The 24,324-nt window shown below is 72.0% G+C and carries 26 protein-coding genes and 6 pseudogenes; 13 read left to right on the top strand and 19 right to left on the bottom strand.

Annotation, left to right across the window (positions count from 1 at the left end):
- Positions 1-89: 89 nt before the first annotated feature.
- From U6N30_RS03245 to fliF, 6 genes and pseudogenes are all read right to left on the bottom strand, one after another.
- Positions 90-679: pseudogene (locus U6N30_RS03245) on the bottom strand (EscN/YscN/HrcN family type III secretion system ATPase); the annotation flags it as partial.
- Positions 664-1,068 carry a hypothetical protein gene (locus U6N30_RS03250; RefSeq protein ID WP_324276114.1) on the bottom strand — a complete coding sequence of 135 codons (405 nt, stop codon included), beginning with the start codon at positions 1,066-1,068 and terminating at the stop codon, positions 664-666. The gene U6N30_RS03250 and the pseudogene U6N30_RS03245, both read right to left, overlap by 16 nt.
- Positions 1,069-1,096: 28 nt before the next feature.
- On the bottom strand, positions 1,097-1,852 hold the full coding sequence (locus tag U6N30_RS03255; protein WP_324276115.1) for a FliH/SctL family protein: 756 nt from the start codon (positions 1,850-1,852) through the stop codon (positions 1,097-1,099).
- A gap of 76 nt (positions 1,853-1,928) precedes the next feature.
- Positions 1,929-2,885 carry a flagellar motor switch protein FliG gene (fliG, locus tag U6N30_RS03260; protein ID WP_324276116.1) on the bottom strand — a complete coding sequence of 319 codons (957 nt, stop codon included), beginning with the start codon at positions 2,883-2,885 and terminating at the stop codon, positions 1,929-1,931.
- A complete protein-coding gene (locus tag U6N30_RS03265; protein WP_324276117.1) occupies positions 2,822-3,007 on the bottom strand; it encodes a hypothetical protein in 186 nt (61 codons plus the stop codon). Before U6N30_RS03265 ends, fliG begins: the two co-directional genes overlap by 64 nt.
- A gap of 58 nt (positions 3,008-3,065) precedes the next feature.
- A pseudogene (gene fliF / locus U6N30_RS03270) lies at positions 3,066-4,507 on the bottom strand (flagellar basal-body MS-ring/collar protein FliF).
- Here fliF and U6N30_RS03280 point away from each other — a divergent pair.
- Positions 4,416-4,613 (top strand): hypothetical protein, encoded by a 198-nt coding sequence (locus U6N30_RS03280; protein ID WP_324278646.1) that lies wholly within the window; start codon positions 4,416-4,418, stop codon positions 4,611-4,613. The pseudogene fliF and the gene U6N30_RS03280 overlap by 92 nt on opposite strands.
- Here the strand turns inward: U6N30_RS03280 and fliE are convergent.
- The 9 genes and pseudogenes from fliE to U6N30_RS03325 form a co-directional block, all read right to left on the bottom strand.
- A complete protein-coding gene (fliE, locus tag U6N30_RS03285) occupies positions 4,594-4,797 on the bottom strand; it encodes a flagellar hook-basal body complex protein FliE (protein ID WP_324276118.1) in 204 nt (67 codons plus the stop codon). The genes U6N30_RS03280 and fliE overlap by 20 nt on opposite strands.
- Before the next feature lie 106 nt (positions 4,798-4,903).
- Complete coding sequence (flgC, locus tag U6N30_RS03290; protein WP_324276119.1) at positions 4,904-5,308, bottom strand: flagellar basal body rod protein FlgC; 405 nt, start codon at positions 5,306-5,308, stop codon at positions 4,904-4,906.
- Complete coding sequence (gene flgB, locus U6N30_RS03295) at positions 5,308-5,781, bottom strand: flagellar basal body rod protein FlgB (protein ID WP_324276120.1); 474 nt, start codon at positions 5,779-5,781, stop codon at positions 5,308-5,310. The genes flgC and flgB overlap by 1 nt, the downstream gene beginning before the upstream one ends.
- Positions 5,782-6,038: 257 nt before the next feature.
- A complete protein-coding gene (locus U6N30_RS03300; RefSeq protein ID WP_324276121.1) occupies positions 6,039-7,133 on the bottom strand; it encodes a glycosyltransferase family protein in 1,095 nt (364 codons plus the stop codon).
- A 150-nt stretch (positions 7,134-7,283) separates the two neighbouring features.
- Positions 7,284-7,715: a hypothetical protein gene (locus U6N30_RS03305; RefSeq protein WP_324276122.1), complete on the bottom strand. Its 432-nt coding sequence runs from the start codon at positions 7,713-7,715 to the stop codon at positions 7,284-7,286.
- A gap of 124 nt (positions 7,716-7,839) precedes the next feature.
- Positions 7,840-8,097: pseudogene (locus U6N30_RS03310) on the bottom strand (flagellar protein FliS); the annotation flags it as partial.
- A gap of 61 nt (positions 8,098-8,158) precedes the next feature.
- Positions 8,159-9,561: pseudogene (gene fliD / locus U6N30_RS03315) on the bottom strand (flagellar filament capping protein FliD).
- A gap of 137 nt (positions 9,562-9,698) precedes the next feature.
- The gene (locus U6N30_RS03320; protein ID WP_324276123.1) at positions 9,699-11,015 is read right to left on the bottom strand and encodes a flagellin N-terminal helical domain-containing protein; all 1,317 of its coding nucleotides are present in this window, start codon (positions 11,013-11,015) and stop codon (positions 9,699-9,701) included.
- Complete coding sequence (locus tag U6N30_RS03325) at positions 10,960-11,667, bottom strand: sigma-70 family RNA polymerase sigma factor (RefSeq protein WP_324276124.1); 708 nt, start codon at positions 11,665-11,667, stop codon at positions 10,960-10,962. The genes U6N30_RS03320 and U6N30_RS03325 overlap by 56 nt, the downstream gene beginning before the upstream one ends.
- 562 nt (positions 11,668-12,229) lie before the next feature.
- Between U6N30_RS03325 and U6N30_RS03335 the strand changes: the two genes are divergently transcribed.
- From U6N30_RS03335 to U6N30_RS03390, 12 genes and pseudogenes are all read left to right on the top strand, one after another.
- Positions 12,230-12,718 (top strand): flagellar protein FlgN, encoded by a 489-nt coding sequence (locus U6N30_RS03335; RefSeq protein ID WP_324276125.1) that lies wholly within the window; start codon positions 12,230-12,232, stop codon positions 12,716-12,718.
- Between the two features lie 73 nt (positions 12,719-12,791).
- Positions 12,792-12,857, top strand: a pseudogene (locus U6N30_RS03340) (hypothetical protein); the annotation flags it as partial.
- 293 nt (positions 12,858-13,150) lie between these two features.
- Positions 13,151-14,212 (top strand): flagellar hook-associated protein FlgK, encoded by a 1,062-nt coding sequence (flgK, locus tag U6N30_RS03345; protein ID WP_324276126.1) that lies wholly within the window; start codon positions 13,151-13,153, stop codon positions 14,210-14,212.
- 5 nt (positions 14,213-14,217) lie between these two features.
- The gene (flgL, locus tag U6N30_RS03350) at positions 14,218-15,111 is read left to right on the top strand and encodes a flagellar hook-associated protein FlgL (RefSeq protein ID WP_324276127.1); all 894 of its coding nucleotides are present in this window, start codon (positions 14,218-14,220) and stop codon (positions 15,109-15,111) included.
- A 43-nt stretch (positions 15,112-15,154) separates the two neighbouring features.
- Positions 15,155-15,625: a flagellar assembly protein FliW gene (gene fliW / locus U6N30_RS03355; RefSeq protein WP_324276128.1), complete on the top strand. Its 471-nt coding sequence runs from the start codon at positions 15,155-15,157 to the stop codon at positions 15,623-15,625.
- 96 nt (positions 15,626-15,721) lie between these two features.
- The gene (gene csrA, locus U6N30_RS03360) at positions 15,722-15,994 is read left to right on the top strand and encodes a carbon storage regulator CsrA (RefSeq protein WP_324276129.1); all 273 of its coding nucleotides are present in this window, start codon (positions 15,722-15,724) and stop codon (positions 15,992-15,994) included.
- Positions 15,995-16,194: 200 nt separating this feature from the next.
- Entirely contained in the window at positions 16,195-16,686 is a 492-nt protein-coding gene (locus tag U6N30_RS03365) for a hypothetical protein (RefSeq protein ID WP_324276130.1), read from the top strand.
- A 291-nt stretch (positions 16,687-16,977) separates the two neighbouring features.
- Positions 16,978-17,880, top strand: coding sequence for a sigma-70 family RNA polymerase sigma factor (locus U6N30_RS03370; RefSeq protein WP_324276131.1), 903 nt, complete (start codon positions 16,978-16,980; stop codon positions 17,878-17,880).
- Positions 17,881-18,033: 153 nt separating this feature from the next.
- Complete coding sequence (locus U6N30_RS03375) at positions 18,034-18,789, top strand: hypothetical protein (RefSeq protein WP_324276132.1); 756 nt, start codon at positions 18,034-18,036, stop codon at positions 18,787-18,789.
- Positions 18,786-19,031, top strand: a complete 246-nt coding sequence (locus tag U6N30_RS03380; protein WP_324276133.1) for a hypothetical protein — start codon at positions 18,786-18,788, stop codon at positions 19,029-19,031. The genes U6N30_RS03375 and U6N30_RS03380 overlap by 4 nt, the downstream gene beginning before the upstream one ends.
- Positions 19,032-19,310: 279 nt before the next feature.
- Positions 19,311-19,658 (top strand): hypothetical protein, encoded by a 348-nt coding sequence (locus tag U6N30_RS03385; RefSeq protein ID WP_324276134.1) that lies wholly within the window; start codon positions 19,311-19,313, stop codon positions 19,656-19,658.
- Entirely contained in the window at positions 19,655-20,416 is a 762-nt protein-coding gene (locus tag U6N30_RS03390) for a hypothetical protein (RefSeq protein WP_324276135.1), read from the top strand. Before U6N30_RS03385 ends, U6N30_RS03390 begins: the two co-directional genes overlap by 4 nt.
- A gap of 46 nt (positions 20,417-20,462) precedes the next feature.
- Here the strand turns inward: U6N30_RS03390 and U6N30_RS03395 are convergent, their stop codons facing one another.
- The 4 genes and pseudogenes from U6N30_RS03395 to U6N30_RS03410 form a co-directional block, all read right to left on the bottom strand.
- Entirely contained in the window at positions 20,463-20,813 is a 351-nt protein-coding gene (locus U6N30_RS03395) for a M15 family metallopeptidase (protein ID WP_324276136.1), read from the bottom strand.
- A 215-nt stretch (positions 20,814-21,028) separates the two neighbouring features.
- A pseudogene (locus tag U6N30_RS03400) lies at positions 21,029-22,633 on the bottom strand (C40 family peptidase); the annotation flags it as partial.
- Positions 22,621-22,815: a hypothetical protein gene (locus tag U6N30_RS03405; protein WP_324276137.1), complete on the bottom strand. Its 195-nt coding sequence runs from the start codon at positions 22,813-22,815 to the stop codon at positions 22,621-22,623. The gene U6N30_RS03405 and the pseudogene U6N30_RS03400, both read right to left, overlap by 13 nt.
- Positions 22,816-22,956: 141 nt before the next feature.
- Entirely contained in the window at positions 22,957-24,246 is a 1,290-nt protein-coding gene (locus tag U6N30_RS03410; protein ID WP_422678020.1) for a citrate synthase, read from the bottom strand.
- Between the last annotated feature and the right edge of the window lie 78 nt (positions 24,247-24,324).

Consider the following 24,324-nt stretch of genomic DNA (forward strand, 5'->3'; position numbering starts at 1 on the left):
TGCGGGGGCACGACGGCGGTGGCGACCCGGGAGATGGACTCCAGCACGTCGATCGCGGGGAAGTGCCCGACGGTGGCGAGCGTGCGGGTCAGCACGATGTGCCCGTCGAGGATCGAGCGGGCGGTGTCCGCGATCGGCTCGTTGTGGTCGTCCCCTCGACCAGCACCGTGTACAGACCGGTGATCGACCCGGTGACGCCGGTCCCGGCCTTCTCCAGCAGCTGCGGCATCATCGCGAAGACGCTCGGCGGGTAGCCGCGGGTGGCCGGTGGCTCCCCGGCGGACAGGCCCACCTCGCGCTGGGCCATCGCCGTCCTGGTGATGGAGTCCATGAGCAGCAGGACGTCGCGGCCCTCGTCGCGGAACGCCTCGGCGATGCGGGTGGCGACGAAGGCCGCCTTCAGGCGGACCAGCGGCGGCTCGTCGGAGGTGGCGACGACGACGACCGTGCGCGCCATCCCCTCGGCGCCGAGGTTCTCCTCGAGGAACTCGCGGACCTCGCGGCCCCGCTCGCCGATGAGGCCGATGACGCGGACGTCGGCGTCGGTCCCACGGGTGATCTGGGCCAGCAGGCTGGACTTGCCGACGCCGGAACCGGCGAAGATGCCCAAGCGCTGCCCCTTGCCGCAGGGCACGAGGGTGTCGAGCGCGCGGACGCCGAAGGTCAGCGGCTCCTGCACGCGGCTCCGGCTGAGCGCGTGCGGTGTCTCGCTCGACAGGTCGACGAAGGAGACGCGCGAACCCAGCGGGGCCCGCCGTCCACGGGACGGCCGAGTCCGTCGAGCACCCGGCCCAGCAGTGCCTCGCCGACCGGCACCTGCAGCGGCATCCCGGTGGCGCGCACAGGGGCGCCGGCGTGCACGCCGGACAGGTTGCCCAGGGGCATGCAGGTCAGCCGGTCGCGCCCGACGGCGACCACCTCGGCCAGCAGGGGCCGCGGACCGGGGTCGACCTCGACGAGGTCCCCGACGGCGGCGCGGATGCCGTCGACGCTCAGGGTGAGGCCCATGGCGCCGGTGACCGAGCCGGTCACCTGCGGCCGGGCGGCCGTCCGGGCCCGGGTCAGCACGCTCGCCGGGAAGGGGTGGCAGGTGGGGTCACGCCGTCAGCACCGCCTGGACCCGCTCGAGAGCCGCGCCGAGCTGGGCGTCGATCCGCCGCGGGCCGGTCTCGGCGACCGCGCCGGCACGCTCGATGGCCGGGTCGGCGACGACCCGCACCGTGTCCGGGAGCTCGGCGAGGGCCTCGGCCGGGATCTCCCCGAGGTCGTCGGGATGCACCCGCACGACCGCCGGTGCATCCGCCGGGCAGAGCGCGAGCGCGCGGCGGACGGCGTCCAGGACGGGGAGTCGGCCAGGGCCAGCTCGCGCCCCAGCAGGTCCTCCACCAGCGTGAGCACCGTGCCGATCACGGTCTCGCGGATCTCGTCGGCGGCCGGCACGGACGCCTCCTCGAAGCGCGTGACGGCCGCGGCCAGCGCGGCGGTGGCCGACGCCATGCGCCGCTCCCACCGCGCCTGCACGTCGGCCAGCCGCGCGGCGGCGGCGCGCTCGGTCTCGGCGACCACCTCCGCCGCGGCCGCCATGCCCTCGGCGTGCCCGGCCGTGAAGCCCTCCGCGTGCGCGTGCTGCCGCAGCCGGGCCAGCTCCTCGGCGTAGACGTCGCCGAGCCGGAACGACGTCCCGCCGCCGTCGACGACGGGGAGGTCGGCCGCGCGCCGGATGGTCGATCTCCGCTCCACGGTCTGCTCCGGACGCTGGACCGCCGTCGACTGGTGGTGGGGGTCCCGCCGTGGTGCGTCCCGGTAGGGGTAGCCCGCTGCGCGCTGGTGCCGCGCAGCAGGACGCCCTCACGCGCGGTCATCGGCGAGACTCCGCGGGCCGGTCCGCTCCTCGCTCGTTCCTCGCTGCGATGCTCCCGCCCCTGTCATCACGCAACGAACTCATCATCCTGTCCACGGGTCAGCGTCAGGACGCCCTGCTCCTCGAGCGTGCGGATGATCGCGACGACCTTGGCCTGCGCCTCCTCGACCGTGCGCGTGCGCACCGGCCCGAGCAGCTCGATCTCCTCGGCGAGGTTCTCGGAGGCGCGCTCGGAGAGGTTGCGCTGGATCTTGTCCCGCACGTCGGGGCGCACGCCCTTCAGAGCCGTGGCGAGGTCGTTGGCCTCGACCTCGCGGAGCACCTGCTGCAGTGACCGGTCGTCGATGGTGACGATGTCCTCGAAGACGAACATCTGCGAGCGGACCTGCTCGGCCAGCTCGGGGTCGGTGGTGTCCAGCCATTCGAGGATGGAGCGCTCGGTCGGCCGCGGCGAGCGGTTGATGATCTCGACGAGGGTCTCGACGCCGCCCACGGTGGTCATGTCCTGGTGCGCGAGCAGCGAGCCCATCCGGCGGCCCAGCTCCTCCTCGACGAGCCGCACCATCTCCGGCGACGTCCGGTCCATCGTCGCGATGCGGTGCGCCACCTCGGCCTGCTGTTCGGGCGCGAAGCCGGAAAGCACCTCGGCCGACTGCGCGGCGGTGAGGTGGGCCAGCACGAGCGCGATGATCTGCGCGTGCTCGTCCTTGAGGAACGTGACGAGCTGTCGCACGTCGGCGTTGCGCAGCGAGGCGAAGGGGACCTCGGTGTACACGACGTTGAGCCGGCTCAGGATGCCCTCGGCCTTGTCCTCGCCCAGGCCGGCGGCCAGGATCTCGCGGGCGAAGTCGACGCCGCCGCGGCCGATGAAGTGCTGGGCGGTCATGAGGCTGTGGAACTCGTTCATGACGCCGTCGACGTCCTCGGACTCCACCGAGCCCAGGCGCATGAGCTCGCGGGTCAGTGACTCGACCTCTCGCGGCCGCAGCTTGGACAGCAGGACGCCGGCCTCCTCCTTGGACATCTGGGCGAGGAAGACCGCGGCCTTGCGCAGGCCGGGGAGCTCGGGACGCGGGGAGCGGCCGCGACGGCGGGCAGGTTGCCACCACCGAGCCCGACCAGCTGCTCCATACCTGCCAGCGTCATGCCTTGTTCTCCGTCAGCCAGCCGCGCAGCATGGCCGCGACCTCGTCCGGCTTCTCGCTCACCATGGCCGAGATCTCCCCCGCACCTTCTGCCGTTCGGCGGCCTCGAGCTCCATCTGGCGGTTGTCGATCTGCACCTCTTCGCGGCTGCTCGCGACGCGCAGCCGGTCCAGCTCGGCGAGCATGTCGTCGCTGAGCTCGAGGGGCTCGTAGTCCTCCTCGCCGTCGCCGCGGCGGCGCGAGCGGAGCCAGACGATGAGGACGACGAGCGCGATGCCGGCGGCGATGCCACCGGTGCGGATCATCGACCACATCTGCTCGCCGGCCTCGGCCTCGCGGGCGGCCTCCATCTCGGCCGCAGCAGCGTCGGCCGCGGTGGTGTCGAAGGGCAGCGAGGCGACAGTGATGTCGTCGCCGCGGGCCTCGTCCAGCCCCACCGCGTTGCCGACCAGGTCGCGGATCTGCTGCTGGTTCAGGTTGCCGGCGATCGCGTCGTCCATGACGACCGACACGGTCAGCCGGTTCAGGCCGCCGGGCGCGCCCTGGATGACCTCCGTGGTCTCGCCGACGGCGTTGTTGCTCGTCGTCGACTCCTTGTTGTAGGCCGACTCGCCGCCACCGGCGTTCGCCGCGGCGTCCGGCATGTTCTCCGGGCCGAGGACGCCGCCGACCGGGGTGCCGCCACCGGTGTACTCCTCGGTGGTGTTGCTCTCCGAGATCGGTGGCGTGCCCTCGTCGTAGGTGTAGGTCTTCGAGGTGGTGTCCCGCTGGGAGAGGTCGACGTCCGCGCGGACCGACACGACGGCGCGGCCGGGGCCGACGACCCGGTCGAGGATCTGCTGGGCGTTGGCGGCCAGCCGGTTCTGGTACTCCTGCTCGACCTGGGAGCGGGCGTCGCCGGCGGCGGCGGTCATACCCTCACCGGCCGCGGAGAGCACCTGACCGGTGGAGTCGGCGACGGTGACCTGGTCGGGCTCCATGTCCTGGACGCTGGAGGAGACGAGGTTCGTGACCGCCTGGATCTGCTCGCCCGACAGCGCGGTGCCCGGGGCGAGGTCCAGGAGGACCGACGCGGTGGGCTTGGCCTCCTCGGTGACGAAGACCTCGTCCTCGGGCAGCGCCACGTGGACGACGGCCGAGCGGACGCCGTCCAGGGACTCGAGAGTCTTGGACAGCTCGCCCTCCAGCGCCCGCTGGTAGGTGACCTGCTGCTGGAACTCGCTGGTGGTGATGCCCTGCTCGTCCAGGAGGGCGTAGCCGGTGTCCTGGCCGGCGGGCAGCCCTGGCCGCTCATCTGCAGGCGCAGGTCGTAGACCGCGTCCTTGGCCACCATGATCGTCTGGCCGCCGTCGGTGAGCTCGTAGGCGACACCGGCCGCGTTGAGCTCGTCGACGATCGCCGAGGCGTCCGTGGAGGCCAGGTTGGAGAAGAGCGGGGCCTGCGTGGGGGCGGTGATCCAGCGGAAGAAGAAGAACCCGCCGAGAAGCAGCCCGACGAGCAGGAGGCCGATGACGACCTTCTGCCCCAGGCTGATCGTGGAGAACGTGGAGCGGGCGCGCTCCATCGTCCCGGCGAGTGCCGCATTCATCAGACCGGCATCCTCATGATCTCGTTGAAGGCCTCAACGGCCTTGTTCTTGAAGGTCACGACCATCTCGGTGGCCAGGGACGCCTCGGTCCTGGCGATGATGTAGTCGTGCACGTCCTTGAGGTCGCCGGTGGCGGCCTGGGCGCCGAGGGTGTCCGCGGCGTTCTGCGTGCTCTGCAGCTTGTCGAACGTCGAGGCGAGCACCGAGGCGAAGCCGTCGGCGCCCGCGGCGGCCTGGGGCCGGCCTCGGTGACGCCGCCGACCGCGCCGATGCCGACCGGCACGATCCCGCTGATGGGCATGCTCACGGTCAGCCCTTCCCGAGCTGCAGGGCAGCCTGGTACATGTTGGTGGCCCGCTCGACGATCGCCAGGTTCGCCTGGTAGCCGCGCTGCGCCATCATCATCTGGGTCATCTGCCCGCCGAGGTCGATGTCGGGGTACTTGACGTAGCCCTCCTCGTCGGCGAGCGGGTGGTTCGGCTCGTAGACCAGACGGCCCTCGGGGTCACCGAACTCCGCCCGCGCGACGCGGACGCCGCCCTCCCCGGAGCCGTAGTCGACCGCCTGCGCCACGACGAGGCGTTCCTGGAAGGCGTCCTCGTTCGTGCGTGTGACGGTGTTGATGTTCGCGATGTTGTCCGAGACGGCGTCGAGCCACTTGCGGTGGGTCATGAGGCCGGATCCGGAGATCCCGAGCGTGTCGAAGATGGCCATCACTGCGTCCTGAGGGCGGTGCGGAGGCTGTTGTACTTGCCGTCGAGGGCGTTCAGGGCCAGCTGGTAGCGCAGCCCGGTCTCGGTGGCGATGAGGGTCTCCGCATCGAGGTTGACGTTGTTGCCGTTGGTGTTCGTCGGTTCCAGCGACCGGGCGACGGAGCCGCCGGTGATCTCCGGCGTCTCGCCGTTGCGCAGCGCACCGCGCAGCGAGGACTCGAAGTCGACGCGGCCGGCGAGGTACCCGGGGGTGTTGATGTTCGCGATGTTGTCGGCCGTGACCCGCTGGCGCTGGGCCAGCCCGGAGAGGCTGGCGTGCAGCGCGGCGGGCGTGATCTCGCCGATCATGGGGCGGGTCGCCGACGGGTGCAGCAGGACACGTTCGACCTCCGGGGTACGCGGAAGGGCACTCGCGAGCGAGTGCGGGGTCCGCCGATCCGTGGCGAAGTGGTGCTGTCCGTGCAGATCCTTCATCGGCACCCGCCCCTCGGGCACTGACCGTCGCGGCGCGACGGATGAGGGGCGGTTCGGACGGGGTCCGGGTGACCCGTGTGATCAGCGGTGACCTGGCCGTGTCCCGCGTCGACTGGGGCAGGGAGTTGGCACCATCCGTGCGTGGGCCGGCCGCACGGGCGCGATCCACCGCGACATCCCACAACAGCCGAACGCCCCGCCATCGGTGGACGACGGCGGGGCGGGGGTGCGGCGGCGCGGGCGGGGAGCCCGTCGGTCTAGGACGCGCGGACGGCGTCGCGGCGGCCGGCGCCCGACCGCCGCGCGCTGTTGTCGAGGGCTGTCCGCCAGGCGGCCACCCATCGCTCGACGGTGTGCTCGGTCAGGTGCCGGGCCAGCACCTCCTGATGAGCGGCGGCCGCGACCTCGCGGCGCCGGTCGGCGTCCTGGACGCCGGCGGCGATCCACTTCGCCCAGTCCTTCGGTGCCCGTGCCGGCACACCCAGGCCGAGTCGCTCGTACTCCGCGCTGCGGGCGCGGACGCAGTACACACCTCTCGCCGAGTACTCCAGCGGCTTGAGCCAGCTCTTGCAGGCGTTGAACCTGTCCAGCCGCAGGGGAGCGATGCCGACGTCGAGGAGCTCGCCCACCCGGGCGGCGTAGGTGTCCACGGAGTCGAGCCAGGAGTGCTCGTCGGGGTCGGTGCTGAGGCCGAGCCGCTCGCGGAGGTCCCACTTCTGCCCGATGACGAGCAGCCGGCTCCTCGACCGCGTCCGGTCCAGCGCCTGCTGGAGCCCGGAGCCCATCTCCTGCAGGTCGTATGGATGGCCGAGCACGTTGCCGGTCCAGCCGATGGTCACGACCTCCGGGTCCCGCTCGTAGGCCGGGGGCAGCTCGGCGATCCGCCGGGGGATCGCGTTGGGCACGACGACGCCCCGGCCGTGCCGCGCGTACTCGTCCAGCAACGCCGGTGTGGTGACCGTGACGAGATCGGCCTCCCGGGCGCACTGGCGCGCGACGTCGCCGTGACCGCTGCGGACGAGGCTGCCGTGGGCCATGTGACCGAACGGCACACCGGTGAGCAGGTCGTCGATCTCCACGACGACGGCGACTCCCTGAGCCTGGAGAAGGCGGAGGATCTGGAGCATCGCGGTCGTCTTGGGCAGCTGGAGGACGACCACGTCGGCGCCCTCGGCATCCACCTCGACGACCTGCGCCTCGGTGTCGTCGGTTCCCCGGCGCATGATGGTGGCCAGACCCGTCCGCACGGTCACGTCGGCGCCCCGGTCCGCCTCGGCGACCGCGCGGGCCGGCTCGTCGACGCGGTAGTAGGACGAGCCGACGTACTCGGAGCGGGCGAGGAGAACGCGCATGGAGGTGCCTTTCGGTGCCAGAAACCCGGCGCTGGGCCGGCCGCCGGGTGGCGGTGTCGCTTCTGTCATCGGCAGTCCACCGACCGGACGTGTCGACGGACGGGCGCCGGGACGGCAGCTGCGCGGGGCGCTTCCCGGGCGCCGCAGGGTTCAGAGGGCGCGGTCGATGAAGGAGGCGACCGGCCGGGAGGAGCCGTAGGACATCCGGGCCGCGACGTCGCGCTGCTTCTGCGACTGCGTGATGCGCTCGACGAGCGCCTCGGCGACGGCGAGCTGGTGCTGCAGGAGGTGCATCGCCCGCTCGCGCAGGTCGTCGGGCACCGGGCCCAGGCCGGTGGGCGGCACCCAGTCGGTGGAGCGCCTGCCCCAGGCGGCGATCTCCTCGGCACGGCCCCGGGCCATGGTCTCCTCGGCGGCGAGCACCTCGCCCTCGAGCTCGACGAGGGCCTCGTGCCAGTTGCGCGGGCGGCGGTCCTTCTCGTCGCCGCTCCGCGACCTCGGGTTCCGGGACTGCGGCGGCGCGAAGGGAGTCGCACCGAAGCCCGCGGTGGCCGAGCCACTCACCGGGCGGACCGCGCTCATGCCGGAGTGCCGGCCAGCGTGACCGCCGCCTGCCGCCAGGCATCCCGCAGGGGCTCGACCACCTGACGGCAGGACGGATGCGGTTGGTGTCCAGCTTGACGTTGGCCTGCACGAGCTCGCCGATCAGCCAGCTGTACAGCGCGGCCAACCGCGGCCCGCCTTCCCAGGCGTCCACCTGGAGGCTGGACAGCAGCTCGATGACGATGGACTGCGCGTGGTGGAGCTGCTCGCTGGCGGCCTCGCGGTCGCCGGCGGCGGCTGCCTTCTGGGCCCGCTCGAGGTCCAGGGCGAGCCGGTCGTACAGCATCACCAGGATCTGCTGCGGCGAGCTCGTCGCGACGGCGTCACCGAGGTATCGGGCGCGGAGGGAAGCGGCACTCATCGGGGAACTCCTGGAGCGAGGGGAGGTGTGCGTGGGCCTGGACCGAGGATCAGGACCGGGATCAGCCGGACGGCAGCGAGTTGATCTGACCGGCCAGCCAGGTGGACTGGTTGCGCAGCGAGCTGAGCGCGGTCTCCATGGCGGTGAACTGACGGGTGAGCGTTTCCTTGCGCTTGGCCAGCCGCAGGTCCCAGGCGTCGATGCGTTCCTGGATCCCTTTGAGGGTGGACTCCTTGCCCTCTGCCAGCTTGACGAGGGAGCCCGTCGCGCTGTCGGAGGCGGAGTCGGCCACGTCCAGCAGCCGCTGCGCGAATCCGGTGACCGCGGGCACGGCGTTCCCGTCGGCGTCGGTGCCCGCCGCGCGCCCGGCCACCATCCGCTGGGCCAGTCCGGGGTCGCCCTTCAGGGCGGTGAGGAACTTCTCCCGGTTGAAGACGACGTTCTTGCCGTCCTTGCTCAGCTCGAAGCCGATCGTCGCGGGCGAGAGGTCGGTCGTCGGAGGCGTGCCGGCACCGGCGACCGCCGACGAGAGCGCGTTGGTCAGCTGTCCGGACAGCTGGCTCACCGAGAAGTCGCCCTTGAGCGTCGCGGTGCTGCCCTTCGAGTTGTTCGTCGCCCGCCGGACCTCGTTGAGGAGGCGTTGACGGCGTCCACCAGCGTCTGCATCTTGCTGGCCACGGCGTCCGGGTCGGGGGCCACCGTGAGCGTGACGGGCGTGGCGGCGTCGACCTTGTTGACCGTGAAGGTCGCACCCGGCATGACGGCGGTGAAGGTGTTGGTGGCGGAGGAGACCTCGAACGCCTGAGCGGTGTCACCGATCTTGATGCGGGCATCCGCGCCCAGCGTCGGGTTGGTGACCGTCCCGCTGCCGGCGATCGAGAACCTGCTGTCGATGCCGGTCGTCTTGCTGGTGACCTGCAGGGCGAACTCGCCGGTGCCCACCTGGATGACGGCGGCGCTCAGCCCGTGGGTGCTCGCGTTGATGGCGGCCGCTGCCTCGGTGAGCGAGACCGTGCCGTCGGAGTCGGTGTCGGTCAGCGTGATGGCCGGCGTCTTGGCCGTGCCGTTCGTGTCGTTGACCGTGATGCTGGAGGCGCCGTAGGCCGCCGAGGCGGAGGTCCAGACGGCGTTCTTCTCGAGCACGGAGTGCGCCGAGGCGGTGCTGAGCACCGTGAAGGTGAGCGAACCGGGGACGGCGCCGCCGCTGGCCGTGACCGAGACGGCTCCGGAGGAGCTCGTGGCCTTGACCGGCGTCCAGGCGTCGGGCTTGACGGCTGTCTCAGCGGCTGCGCGGACCGCGAGGAAGGTGGTGTTGACCGTGCGATAGGCCGACGCGGCGAGCTCGGCGGTCTTCAGTCGCGTCTTGAGCGCGGACTGCGGAGCGGCCTCCGCCGCGACCAGCTGGGAGACCAGACTGCCCGTGTCCATCCCGGAGATGAGGCCGGTGCTCAGGCTCATCGTCATCTGGTGTCCTCCTGGGAGTGGTCGGGTGCGTCCGGGTGCGAGTGAGGGGGAGGCCCGAGGGCCTCCCCTCACCCGGGGTCCTGCGTCGTCTAGCTGTCAGGCGCCGTGCTTCTCAGATGCCTGGTTGCTCAGCTGGATCAGCGGAGCAGCGACAGGACACCCTGCGAGGCCTGGTTGGCCTGCGCGAGCATCGCGGTGCCGGCCTGGGACAGGATCTGGTTCCGGGTGAACTGGACCATCTCCTGCGCCATGTCGGCGTCGCGGATGCGGCTCTCCGAAGCGGTCAGGTTCTCGACCGCGACGTTGAGGTTGTTGATGGTGTGGTCGAACCGGTTCTGGATGGCACCCAGATCGGCGCGGGTGGTCGACACCTTCTTGATGGCGTCGTTGATCTTGCCGATGGCGTCGGATGCACCCGAGGCGACGGTGAAGGTCACCGTCGCGTCGGCCAGCTCCTGGGCCGTCGGGGTGGCGCCCGGAGCCGTACCGGTGAAGGTCAGCCCCGTGTTGCCGTTGGCGGCGGTGACCGCACCGCTGCCGAACGTGCCGTCCAGCGCGGCCTGCACCTTGCCGAGCCGGGCGGTGGCGTCGTCACCGGTGGCGTAGGAGACCGAACCGAGGTCCAGGCTCTTGCCGTTGTAGGAGACGGTGCCGTTGAGCTGCTCGAACTCCGCCGCGGTGTACGCGGTGGTCGCCGTGATCGGGTCGACCGTGGCGACCGAGGCGGTGGAGGCCGCCGCAGCGGTCGCCGCGCCGGCGGTCCGGGAGCCGGTGCCGCTGGCGGCCGACACGTCGACGCCCTCGATACCGAGACCCTGCACGCCCATGGACGTGCCGACGCTGACCGAGATGGTCTCGCCGGCGTTGGCGCCCACCTGGAAGTTGGCGGTGAAGCTGCCGTCGAGCAGCTTCTTGCCGTTGAAGGTGGTGGTGTTGGCGATCCGGTCCAGCTCGGACTTGAGCTGGGTGACCTCCGACTGGATGTTGCCCTTGGCCTCGTCGTTCAGGCCACCGGAGTTGGAGGCCTGGACCGACAGGTCGCGCATGCGCTGGAGGATGCTGTGCGTCTCGGTGAGCGCACCTTCAGCGGTCTGCACGACCGAGATGCCGTCCTGGGTGTTGCGGACGGCGACCTTGAGGCCACCGATCTGCGAGCGCAGGCCCTCAGAGATGGCCAGACCGGCCGCGTCGTCGGCGGCACGGTTGATGCGGAACCCGGAGGAGAGCTTCTCCAGGCTCTTGTTCATCTGGCCGTCGGTGACGGACAGGTTGCGGTACGAGTTGAGTGCCGCGATGTTGGTGTTGACGACGAGACCCATTGTGTTCCTCCTTGGAAGGGGTCTTACTGGGATTCCCGCTGCATCCGTGCTGCGGGCCGTGCTGGTGTCGCACTGCTGATTACGGCGTGGGGCCGCTGTGACTTGAGGCGAACCGGCGTTCTTTTTCCCCGTCACCCGGTCGTGGCTCCCTCATGCGGGTTGGGCGGTCACCCCGCGGCCGGGGAGCTGCCAGTTCGGGCGCTGCCGGGGGACGGGCTCGGCATGGGGAGCGGCCGGCGACCCGCTCGATGTAGCTGCGCTGCTGGTTCCTCGCCCGGACGCCACCGTCCGCCGGCACGGTCGTGCCCTCCCAGACCTCGCTCATCGCGGCGTGCAGGAGCGTCAGGGCGCGGGCGCGCATCTGCGAGACCCGCGACAGGGTGACGCCGAGGTCCTCCGCGATGTCCGTCAGTGATTCGTCACCGAAGAAATTTCGTTCCACGACCTCGTCCAGCCGGTCGGGCAGGGCCCGGATGGCCTCGTGCAGGTAGCGGGCGCGCTCGGTGCGCAGGACGGCGCGCTCAGGTGACTCGCCGGTGTCGGGCAGGTCGAGCGACGTGCCGTCCGCCCCGGATTCGGCGTCGATGCTCACCATGACCGCCCGGTGCACGTCCACCTGGAGGTTGTCGAGCTCGCTGCGCGGCACGCCGAGGCTGGCCGCGAGTTCTTCGCGCGTCGGGGGCCGCCCCAGGGAGATGGTGAGGGCATCGGCCGCGGCGTCGCTGCGCCTGGCTGCCGCGCGGACGGAGCGGCTGGCCCAGTCGCCCGACCGCAACTCGTCCAGCACCGCCCCTGGAGGCGGGTGAGAGCGTAGGTGGCGAAGGAGGCCCCGGCGCCCGGGTCGAAGCGCTTGGCCACCTCGACCAGTGCCACGTGGGCGCAGGAGAGGAGGTCTTCGCGGCTGACGTGCCCGGGCAGGGAGATGCGTGCCGCGACCGCGTTCACCGCGAACGAGGCGAGCGGGAGGTGCTCGGTCACGAGGGCGTCGATCTCGGCCTGCGAGCGGGCCCGACGGGGGTGCGGGATGAGTCCCGGCTGTGGTCGATCCGGGTGCGACCGCTCATGCAGGGGCCGCGGGCGGTCCCCTGCGGGACGCTGGTGCGACGGACGTTCGGTCGCCAAGGCACGGGCTGCGCTCACGTCCTTCTTCTCGGCTGCCGGTGGCGCACCCGGCACCGCCCTCGGCAGAAAAGCTTCCGAACTTGAGGGCCGACTTGGCGCTTCGGCTTGAGGCCCCACCGCGGGGTGCCGATGGCCACTCGACGAGGAATCCCGCCGGGACCAGGCACGACCCGGTCGCGAGGTCCCCCGGAACACGACGAGCGAGACGACGGAAGGGCGGTGGACACGTGGACTACCAGCACCTGTCGACGTTGCTGTGGCGGGAGCAGGAGCTCCTGGACCTGCTGCTGTTCAAGGCCGAGGAGAAGCAGTACCTGATCCTCACCGGCAAGACGCGCTGGCTGGCGCGCATCGCCCACGAGATCGAGGTCGTCCTCGACCAGCTGCGCACCCTCGAGGTCGAGCGGGCCGCTGCCACCGAGGCCATCGCGGTGTCGCTGGGCCTCGGCGCCAACCCGTCGCTGCGCCAGGTCGCCGACGCCGCCCCCGCGCCGTGGAACGACCTCTTCGCCAAGCACCACGAGGCGCTGCTGGTGCTCGTGACCGATCTGCGCAGCCTCTCCGACGCCAACCGCGAGCTGATCGAGGGTGGGCTGTCGGCCATCGGTGACGCCCTGCTGAACGTGAAGACGCCGACGGCGGGGACCTACGGGTCCACCGGTCGCAGCACCGACGGCGGCCCGCACCGTGCGGTCACCCTGGACGGTGCTCTGTGAACGAGCTCGCGAGTTCACACATGGGCATCGGAGCTGTGCGAGCGCAGACGACGAGCGCCGGCGAGGAGTCCAAGTGAGCACCTTCAGCTCGCTGAACGCGGCGACGACGGCGCTCTGGGCGCAGCGGCGCGCGCTCGACGTCACCGGCCAGAACATCGCCAACGTCAACACCGAGGGGTACTCCCGCCAGCGGGTCGACCTGCAGGCCATCGGCGGCAGCGTCGTCCCCGCGTTCTACTCGACCAGCCCGGGGATCGGCGCCGGCGTGAGCGCTGACGACGTCCAGCGGATCCGGGACGCCTTCCTGGAGGGCCGCGGGCACACCGAGCACGCCAACAGCGCCCGGCTGCTCGTGGAGGCGGACACGCTCGAGCAGGTGCAGACAGCCTTCCGCGAGCCGGGGAGACCGGCATCCAGAGCCTGCTCAGCGAGATGTGGGACGGCTGGGAGGACGTGGCCAACCAGCCCGACACCGACGCGGCCCGTGCGCAGGTCATCCAGCGGATGGAGACGCTCGTCGGCGGCATCCAGTTCAGCAACGCCTCCCTCGAGGGCCAGTGGGACCAGACCCGGGACAACCTCGACGTCCTGGTCAAGGACGTGAACGCCGCCGCCGGGACCGTCGCGGAGCTCAACAAGGCCATCCGGGTGGCCAAGCAGGCGGGCCTGCCGGCCAACGACCTGTCGGACAAGCGCGACGTGCTGGTCATGAAGCTCGCCGACCAGATCGGCGCCACGGTGCGGCCCGGCCAGTACGGCACTGTCGACGTCGTCGTCGGCGGCATGTCGCTGGTCTCCGGGAGCAGCGCCAGCCGCCTCGCCGTCGCCGGGCCGACCGACCCCGATCTGATCACCGCCACGGACAAGCCCCGCATCGTCACCGAGGCCGGGAACTACACGGTGGTCGCGGGCGGCACCGCCGGCGGCCAGCTGAGCGCGCTCACGACGATCATCCCGGGCGTCCGCGACCAGCTCGATGCGCTGGCCGGCGGACTGGCGGCCACGCTCAACGCCGCGCACGCCGACGGTTTCGACCGCAACGGTGTCCGCGGCGGCGCCGTGCTCGAGTCGATGGACGGCGGACCGATCACCGCCGCGAACATCACGGTCGCCATCAGCGACCCGAGGGCGATCGCGGCATCGTCGATCGGCACCGATCCGCCGTTGGCGCCGGAGCCGTCCCTGGACGCAGGCAACGCCGACAAGCTCTCGCAGCTGCGGCAGCAGCCGACCGGCACCGACGCGAGCTACCGGAAGATGATCGTGGAGCTCGGCGTGCAGACGGCCGTGGCGATCCGCAACCAGGACATCCAGGCCGTCATCTCGACCCAGGTCGACGCTGCCCGGGAGTCGGTGGCCGGTGTGAACATCGACGAGGAGATGACCAACATGCTGTCCTTCCAGCACGCCTACTCCGCGGCGAGCCGGATGATCACCGCGATCGACCAGACGCTCGACACGCTGATCAACCGCACCGGCCTCGTGGGGCGGTGAGCTGAATGCGCATCACCCAGCGCGCTGTCGCGCTCACCAGTCTCCAGGGGCTCAACCGCAACCTCGACGCCGTCGGCAAGCTGCAGCAGCAGCTCACCTCCGGCAAGAAGATCAGTGCGCCGTCGGACTCGCCGACCGGCACGAACAAGGCGATGCAGACCCGCGCCGAGCAGGCCGCCGTCGCACAGCAGGCGCGCAACATCAGCGACGCCAAGGGCTGGCTGGAACAGGGCGACTCCACCCTGCGGGAGATGCTCGACACCAGCCGTCGCGTCCGCGACCTCACCGTCCAGGGCCTGAACACCGGTGCGGTGTCGGAGGCCAGCCAGAAGGCGCTGTCCACCGAGGTGGTGTCGCTGCGCGAGGGGCTGCTGGCCCTGGCCAACACGCAGGTGCAAGGTCGTCCGCTGTTCGGTGGCGTCACGACCGGCGCCAAGGCGTACGACGCCGACGGCTCGTGGGCCGGCCAGGAGGGTCCGCCCATCACCCGGCGGCTGTCGGAGAGCGAGTCGGTCCGGGTCGACCTGACCGGCCGTGAGGCGTTCGGGCCGGACGCGAGCAACCTCTTCGCGATCGTCGAACGGATCGCCACGAACCTGACCTCGACCGATCCGACCGCGACGGCGGCGCTCGAGACCGACCTCGCCGACCTCGACGTCGCCATGAAGCGCATGTCCACGGCGGTGGCGGACATCGGCTCGCGCGCGTCCCGTGTCGATCGGGCGGAGCAGCTGACCTTCGACCGCTCGCTCTCGCTCACCATCCGGTTGGGCGAGACCGAGAACGTGGACCTGCCGGAGACGATCATGCGGCTCCAGATGCAGCAGGTCGGCTACGAGGCAGCTCTCGCGGCGACGGCGAAGGCCATCTCGCCGACGCTCCTGGACTACCTGCGCTGATGGATCCCCGTCATCCGTCCCGTCGGCCCAGGAGGCTGCCCGCATGACGCCGCCCTCGATCGCCACCCTGTCCGCGCCCGCGTGTGCCCCCGCGCCGGTGCAGCACAGGGTTCCCGGTCCTGCACCGCTGCAGGTGCAGGGGCTGTCCCTGGCCGAACCGTTGCCCGGGTTCCCCGGCCACCGGGACTACGTCCTGGTGCCCGCCGAGGACGGCGGCCGGCTCTTCTGGCTGCAGTCGGTCGCTCCGGACGGTCCGCGGTTCCTCGCGGTGCCGGCGGGAGCGTTCTTCCCCGACTACAGCCCGAGGCCGCCGGAGGCCGCGTGCGACGAGCTCGGGCTCGGTGACGTGGCCGACGCCAGCCTGTACTGCCTGGTGACGGTGCCGGACGGCGACGTCGCGGCGGCGACGGCCAACCTCCGCGCCCCCGTGGTGGTGAACCCGGCCACCCACCGGGCGCGCCAGGTCGTCCTGCTGGACGGCTCGCATCCCATCAGGGCGCCCCTGCGCCGATAACTGTTCCGTGCGGCTGTGCGATGGTGCAGCCGCACCGCCCGCTGCTGCGGGCACCGCCAAGGACGGCCACCACACAACACCCATGGAGGGGTACCTGTGCTCACACTCACCCGCAGCGTCGGCGAGACGATCCGCATCGGTGACGACATCGAGGTCCACGTCGTCGAGGTCCGGGGCGGCACGGTCCGACTCGGTTTCAAGGCTCCCCGCGAGGTCGCGATCCACCGCGAGGAGGTCTACCGGCAGATCGCCGAGGCGAACCTGCTCGCGGCGCAGGTGACGGCCGACAGTCTCGGCGCGCTGGCCGCGTTCGCACCGTCCGCGGCCGTCTCCGAGGCGGCCACCGAGCGGACTGACGACTCCGCCTGACAGATCTGGACGGCAACGGGTCGCTGCGTTTCGGCAATCTGTGCCTATGTGTCGACCGGTCGTGGCGCTCGGTGCACGACACGGGCAACTTCTGCCGAAGTAATGGCTCATAACTGCGTATGACACGGCGAGTGTTGTGCCCTCGGTTGTCGAAGGCATAGGGCAGATTTCCCTCAAGCAAGTGACAGGGGGCGATCAGAATGCAACGCAATGCAGTCAACGCACAGGGCCTGCACCAGGCCGACGAGCAGGGCGAGCCGGAGTCGGTGGTCGTGCACGTCCAGTTGCGCCCGCGCCGCGGCGCGACCCGGAAGTGCCTGGCCGCCCTCGCGGCCCTGGCCGCCGAGCACGACGAGGTCTCCTTCGAGGTCACCGGTCTCAGCAAGGACGACCGCGTCGTCCGGGTGACCGTTGGCGTGGACCTCGGTCCTCGGGCCTCCGTGGCGAAGTTCTCGCCCCAGGCCCAGGCGGCCTATGCCTTCGTCAGCGCCATCTTCGCCTCGCTGTACGACCACATGCCCGTCTACACCGCCGAGCCCAGCGGCGCCGAGCGGGCCGCCGCGGCGACGCTGCTCGAGAAGGCCGCGGCCGGCGTCCCGACCGCCGACGTGCTCGAGGAGATGCCCTCGACGACGGCGTCCCCGGTTCCCTCGCCCCGCATGCCCGGGCCGAGCGAGCGCATTCCGGCCTGACGGCCCCCGGTACTTCCGGGTCACCTTCCCCGTGACCCGTTCTTCCCCGCAGTACAGGAGCCCCGGTGACCTCGAACGCCATGTCCCCCATGCCGACCGCCCTGCCGACGTCCGCCGGGTCCGCGGGCACCGACACCCGCAACCGCGTCCGCGAGCCGCTCGTCTTCGGCGGCATCCCCGAGGCGGAGGGCTGGCTCCTCGCGCCGATCACCCCCGCGACCGCGTGCACTTCCGCGTCGACCACGAGCTCCCCTGGCCGAGTTCCGCAGCGAGCTCCCCGACGGCGTCACCGTGACCTACGACCAGGGCGACGGCCTCTACCGCGTCGACGGGGCGTGCGGCTCCGCCGCGGTGCTCGCCGACTGGATCCGCGCCTGGGCCGCCCGGCACGGGTCGACGACCATCGGCCTGCGGGCCGAGACCGACGTGCGGCGCCGTGCCCCGCGCGACCTCCCGCCCGCCTTCCTCGCCGACCTCTGCCGGCACTACGGGCCGGTCAGCCTCAAGCGTCTGCAGCGGAACATGAGCACCATCCGGTTGCACCTGCCCGACCCGGACGACCTCGGCCAGCAGGTCTACGAGTGGGTGCTCAAGGCCGTGGCCCAGTACGACGAGACCAAGGGCGTGCCGTTCGGGGCCTTCCTCGCGACCCAGCTGTCCAAGTGGGTGCACGACCTGGGCCGCAACGCCCACGGGCGGACGGCGGCCGACACCGAGCACAAGCAGCAGAAGGCGATCGCGGCCTTCATCGCCGAGCACCAGCGCCGACCCAGCGAGAAGGAGCTGGCTGCCTACATGGGCCAGAGCGTGGCGACGCTGCGCCGCAACTCCCAGACCGTGGCGACCCTCAACGGGCTGCGCAACCTGCAGTCGCTGGACGGCGGCCCCGACGCCACCGAGATCCTGCTGCCGGACTCCTCGGAGGCGCCCGACGAGATCATGGGGGAGGCGGAGCAGACGCTGCTCTCGCACGCCCTGACCGCGGCCTGCGCCCCCGACCCGGAGGCCCGGCGTGACCAGCGGGCCGGCCAGCCGAACGTGCTCGGCTGGGCCACCTGGTACCTCACCACCTGGGGCGGTCAGACCAAGACGCAGCTCTCCCAGGACCTGAACACCTCGGTGCGGAACATGAACGTCTACGCCGACCGCGTGGAGCAGGCCATGAAGACCCGCCTGGCCGAGCTCGCCGACTGACCCCTCCCCCAGGATGATCAGGTCTCCTGATCGTTCTGGGTCCCCCTCACGGTCGACCGCGGGGAGGACCCAGAACGGTGAGGTAGGACGCCGGTTGTCCACAGCTGGCAGGGAGCCGCGCCACACCGCTGTGCCGACGGCGAGACTTCCCGCGTGCATCCCGAGCTCAGCGCTGTCGCCGCCGGTCGTCTCGGCTTGTTCACCAGCCAGGAGGCGTTGCGGGTCGGCTACCGGGTGGAGGACATCCGCGTCGAGCTCCGCACCCGGCGGTGGTCCCGGCTCCGGAAAGGCGTCTACATCGGCACCGAACGGCTGGTGACGGCGGATGATCGCGAGCGGCACCTGATCGACTGCGTGGCGGTGCTGCTGAGCCTCGGTGCCGGACCCGTGCTGAGCCACGCCTCGGCCGCGCGGTTCCACGAGCTGGTCCTCCCGTGGCGGCAGTCGTCGGAGGTGCGCGTCACGGCTGTCGACGACTGGCGTCGAGGACGCGGGTACCGGGTGGCCCAGGCGGCGATGGTCCCGGACGAGATCCAGCCGTGGCTGGCCTTCGGCGCGACGACGGTGCCCCGCACGCTGGTGGACTGTGCTCGCGAGTGGTCGCTGACCGACGCCGTCGTCGCCATGGACGCGGCGCTGCAGAAGCGCAAGACCACGCGAGACGAGCTGGTCCGGGCCGTGCTCGGCGGCAGTCACCGGGTCGGCATCGCCGTCGCGGCTCGGGCACTGGCCCTCTCCGACGGACGCGCGGAGTCTCCCTGGAGACGCGGGGACGTCTCGCCCTGCTCGCATCCGGACTCCCGCGGCCTGAGTTGCAGGTCGAGATCCATGACGCGGCAGGACTCATCGGACGCGCAGATGCCTGGTACGAGGACGCCGCCGTCGCCCTCGAGTTCGACGGGCAGGTGAAGTACACCGATCCCCGGTACGCATCCTCGCCTGGTGAGGTCCTGTGGAAGGAGAAGCGCCGGGAGGACCGGATGCGTGCGGTCGGGGTACGCGTCGTCCGCGTCGTGCACGAGGACCTCGGTCCGCCGTGGCCCGCGATGGCGTCGCGCGTCGGCGGGCTGTTGGCAGCTCCCTTTGTGGGCCCACGGCGCTTCCGGGCCCTGCGCACCGATGAGCCGGGTGGCGCATCGAACGCGGCGTGATCCTGGCCGGCGTCGCCGTCCTCCCTCGTCGTCCTGGGTCCTCCCTCGCGGTCGACTGCGGGGAGGACCCAGAACGATCAGGGACCCTGATCATCAAGTGGTGGTGGGGTTACGGGGACAGTTCTGGCGTGGTCCGGGAAATCCCGCCGGGAAGGGGTCCATCGGGGCGTGGCGCTGCCGATATCCACCACGTGACGCCCCGCCCCCGACCTGCGCCGGCACGCCGCCGTGCGCCGTCGGGCGGCCGCAGCGGCGACGCCTCGCAATCGGGCGGCCCGCGTGAGCGCGCTCCCCGCCGGGACCTCCGGCCCCGCGGTGCTGGTCCCGTACTGGCTGGCCGCCACGCAGCGCTCCCAGCTGGCGACGGCGGTGCGGCAGGCACTGAGCCGGCGCCCGGTGCACCCCGTCGCCGTCGTCCATCTCGAGGACGTCCTCACCGAGCTGCACGTCGCCGCCGCGCGCGACGCGGTCTGGCCGGCCTCGGCGGCACGGGTGCGCCTGGCCACCGGCTGGGACCCCGACGTGCTGCCCGTCCGGCTCAGCGCGGCCGAGCTGGCCAGCCTCCTGGACCTGACCGAGCTCCCCGGATCCGTGCGCGACATCCTCGGCGGGAGCGCATCGTCGTGATCGACTCCCGCTTCGGTGGCGCGTCCGGTCTGTTGCAGCGGTTGCGGCCGGTCCGCATCGGCGTGGACGACCTGCGCGACGTGGCCGACACGGTGCTGCCGACCCTGTCCACCGCCGCACTGCGGCTCGACCTCGTCCAGCGCCCCGGCGCCGGCTCGCTCGTCGTCCTGGAGGAGGACGAGCGGACCGTCCGCACCCAGCTCGTCGAGCTCGCCGACGACATGACCCGGGCCGGGGTGCCTCCGACCCCGGAGGGCATGGCCGCGGCCCTGGCCACCTGGGTGGCGCACCGTCCCGTCACCGACGCCGCAGCGATGGCGACGGGGGTCGCGGTTCTCGACTGGGCCGACCGCAGCGAGACCGCGATCGGTTGGCGGGTCGTCGTCCGCCGGGGTGGCCTGGCCCTGCCGTGGACGCCGTCGCGGTCGGCGGGCGCTCCCACGGTGCACCGGGCCCGGTCCTCGGCCACGGGCCGGGCGCACGACGTGCCGCTCGACCTGCGCGTGGAGGGGCCGGTCGCGCTCTGGTCGCACCCGGAGGTGCCGGTGCTCGCCACCGCGGCCCTCGTCGCGCCGGAGCGGATGCTCGGGCGGATCACCGCGGCGGGTCTGTCGATGCCGGACATGCACGTGGTCGTCACACCGCGGCGGCCGGTCGCCTGCGCCGGCCCGTCCATCGCTGCCCGCTTGGCGGGCGAGACGACGGAGGCCAGCGTCACCGTGCCGTGGACGCACCTGGCCGACCTGCCCTGGCTGTAGGACGGCCCCGTCCACAGGCTCCCCGCGAGCCACCGTGCGGTGAGGGTCAGCTGATGTAGCCGTACTCCCAGTGCCACGGTTCCGGCTTCTCCCCGCCGGGAGCGGCCCAGTCCGGCTGGACGAACCCGAAGCGGGCGGCGTTGGCCGTCATCCAGGCCCACTGCACCGATCCGCTGACGTTGATCCCGCCGCAGAGGTCGACCGCCAGGGCCCACCCGTGGTTGGAGGTGCCGGGCACCGCGGCGAGCTTCGGCTTCCGGGCGAAGGCCGAGACCTGCGCGGCGAACGGACGGTAGGAGTCGGTGATGCACAGCGGCGTCCCGAACTCGGCCGTGTAGGCGGCGTCGAGCTGACCGTAGGACGCCGCGGCGTCGCAGCGCAGGGCGTGCCGGTACACACCGAGGCGGCACAGGGCGTCGCCAGGGATCCGGCCGTTGCTGTAGCCGCCCCAGGCTGCCGTGCGCTGGTCCGCCGGGGGAGGGCGGCGCCACAGGCATCGGCCTCGGCGATGGGCAGCGGCGCGTTGGCGGCAGCCGGCCCGGGCAGGGTCACGCGGGTGGCCGAGGAACCGGCCGCCAGCGACCGGACCGACACCCGGTAGGTGGCGGCCGAGGCGCCGAGCACCTCGCCCTCGCCGAGGTAGATGCCGACGTCCTGCCCACCAGGGGCGTGGACGAGGTCACCGATCTGGACGTCGGCCAGGGGGACGGGCGCACCGGAGGACCACTGGTCCTGCGGGGTCGCCGGGACGGCGTAGCCGGCGAGCAGCCAGGACGCTGCGGTGAAGCCACCGCAGTCGTACCCGTCGGGGCCGGTCCGGCCGGGGATGAACGGCTTGCCCAGCTGCGACAGCGCGTTGCTGACGGCGGCGACGGTCTCGGCGGGCAGCACGGTGAACGGGCTGCTGCCGACGATCGCCCAGACCACACCGGGAACCGGCTGCCCGGCCGCGTCGAGCGCGGGGAGAAGCCCGCGGGCAGGTCCTCCAGGTCGGCGATCTCGGCGGCCGCCGGCGGCACGATGCCGGCCGCGCCGAGCTGGGCGAGGTACCCCTGCCAGCGCTGCATGGCCCGCTGGTCTCGCTCCTGCTGCGGTCCGGCCGGCTGGGCCGCGCCCAGGCCGGCCAACGCGGAGGTGACCTCGGGGGTCAGCTCGTCCACCCGGGACCGCACCGCGGCGAGGACGACGTCGGCGCGCGCTGCGGCCGCCTGGACCTCGGCCTCGGCGTGCGCCACCTGGCCACGGGCGGCGGTGAGGGACACGGTGCTGCGCTGGGCGCGGACGATGTCGCCGGTGAGGGCGAGGTCGGCGGCGTCGGCCACGGCCACCCCGAGGAGGGCCCCGGAGGTGGCGTCGGCGTCGTGCACGTCGAGGCCGAGGAGGGGATAGCGCTCCCGTGGGGTGGCGCGGTAGAGCGCCGCCGCTGTTGCGCCGACGGTCTCCTGCTGGGCCTGCAGGTGGAGCAGGGCCGCCTCCTCGGCGGCGCGGGCCTGCTGCAGCTCGGTCCGGCGCTGGGCGACCTCCTGCTCCAGCTGGCGGTACCGCCCCGCGTCCTCGAGCAGCGAGCCCTGCGCGGCGAGCGCGAGCGCGGTGGTGTCCGCCGTGCCGCCGCCGGAGGGTCCGTCGGTGCCGGGCAGCACGAGGGCGGCCACCGCGGGCAGCAGCAGGGTGCTGAGGGCGACCACCCGGAGACGGGTCGACCACGACGTCCCGGTCCGCGTCGCGGCGCCCTCCGGTGTGCGGCGGGTCGTGCGACCGGCCGGCGTTCGACGGGCGGGGGTCGGCCCTTCGTGGTCGGCCGGCGGCCCGAGGGGCGCGCGGCGGGCCGCGACGTGCCGGGCGCCGTGCGCAGGGCAGCGGCGGTCGCGGTGCGGAGGGCGGTGGTCTGGGCAGGGGTGAGGGACTGCCCGGCCGCGAGGGCCGATCGCAGGGCCAGGGCCTCGCGGAGCGCCTGCGCCTCGCGGGCGCTGAGGACCGGTCGGGCCGATGTGCCGGGACGGGGGACGTGCGCGATGCAGGCACTGCAGCGTCCCCCGGCGGTCTCGTCGTTCCGTGGCCTGCTCCGGCTGCAGGTGCAGCCGAGGCGTTCTGACCTCGTATCGACGTGCCGAGGGAGTCGCTGAACGGGGGTGAGGGCTTCTCACCCCTCCGGGTGAGGGTGAACCTTCCGCCGGGAGGGTGCTCGTGACCCGCGCGGGGAGAGGTCAGGGCGCCCACCAGGCGCCGTGGCGGTGGCTCAGCGGGATGCGCAGCTGACCGCCGTCCTCGGTGGAGACGACGACCTCCACGGTGGTGATGCGCACCGGCGGGCCGCCGTCCTCCGGCTCCAGCATGCTGCCGCTGGCGAGCGGGATCGGGGGCACGACGAGGACGTCGTCGCCGGACGGCGGCTCGGTCATGACGGTCCTCCTCGGGTGGTGGCGGCGCCCTGCAGCGGCGCTCCCACCGTAGGGGCGGGGACCTCGGACAGGGATCGGGCCGGACAGCCTCCCTGGTGGGAGTGCTGCCCGGCCCGCTGCAGCCGAGGGACGGCGGTCGGCTCAGCGCCGGTCCAGGGGGACGAAGTCCCGCTCGGTCGCGCCGGTGTAGAGCTGGCGCGGACGACCGATCTTGGTGGCCGGGTCGGCGATCATCTCCCGCCACTGCGCGATCCAGCCCGGCAGTCGGCCGATGGCGAACAGCACGGTGAACATGCGCGTCGGGAAGCCCATGGCCCGGTAGATGAGACCGGTGTAGAAGTCGACGTTCGGGTAGAGCTTGCGCTGGACGAAGAAGTCGTCCTCCAGCGCGATCTCCTCGAGCTGGCGGGCCAGGTCGAGCAGCTCGTTGTTGCCGCCCAGCTTGTCGAGCACGGTGTCGGCGGTGGATTTCACGATGGCCGCGCGCGGGTCGTAGTTCTTGTAGACCCGGTGGCCGAAGCCCATGAGCTTGACGCCCGGCTCCTTGTTCTTCACCCGCTCGACGAAGCGCGGGATGTTCCCGCCGTCTGCCTTGATCGACTCGAGCATCTCCAGCACCGACTGGTTGGCGCCCCCGTGCAGGGGACCGAACAGCGCGTTGATGCCCGCGGAGACCGACGCGAACAGGTTGGCGTGCGAGCTGCCGACCAGGCGCACGGTCGACGTCGAGCAGTTCTGCTCGTGGTCGGCGTGCAGGATGAACAGCATGTCGAGCGCCTTGACCAGGTCGGGATCCTGCTCGTAGGGCTCGGCGGGGAACCCGAACGTCATCCGCAGGAAGTTCTCGACCAGGCCGCAGGAGTTGTCGGGGTAGAGGAACGGCTGCCCGACCGACTTCTTGTACGCGTAGGCCGCGATCGTCGGCAGCTTCGCCAGGAGCCGCAAGGTGGAGATCTCGACCTGCTCCTCGTCGAAGGGGTCGAGCGAGTCCTGGTAGAAGGTCGACAGCGCGCTGACCGCCGAGGAGAGCACCGGCATCGGGTGGGCGTCGCGCGGGAACCCGTTGAAGAACATCTTCAGGTCCTCGTGCAGCAGGGTGTGCCGGCGGATCCGCTGGTCGAACTCGCCGAGCTGGTCGGCGGTGGGCAGCTCTCCGTAGATCAGCAGGTAGGTGACCTCGAGGAAGCTCGAGTGCTCCGCGAGCTGGTCGATCGGGTAGCCGCGGTAGCGCAGGATCCCGGCGTCGCCGTCGATGTAGGTGATCTCGGAGGTGCAGGAGGCCGTGTTCACGAAGCCGATGTCGAGGGCGACCTTGCCGGTCGTCGACAGGAGCTTGCTCGTGTCGTATCCGTCGGACCCCTCGCTCGCCTTGACGACGGGCAGGGGCAGTTCTCCACCGGGGTAGCGCAGGGCTACGTCTGTCTCGGTCACGCCTTCGGACGCTACTGCGCCGTGGCCCGTGGTGCCCAGTGACCCGGCGGTTCCTCCGGGCCGGTCAGGCGGGCGGGA

The sequence above is a fragment of the Blastococcus brunescens genome (genome assembly GCF_035320885.1).
In the GTDB taxonomy this organism is placed as follows: domain Bacteria; phylum Actinomycetota; class Actinomycetes; order Mycobacteriales; family Geodermatophilaceae; genus Blastococcus_B; species Blastococcus_B brunescens.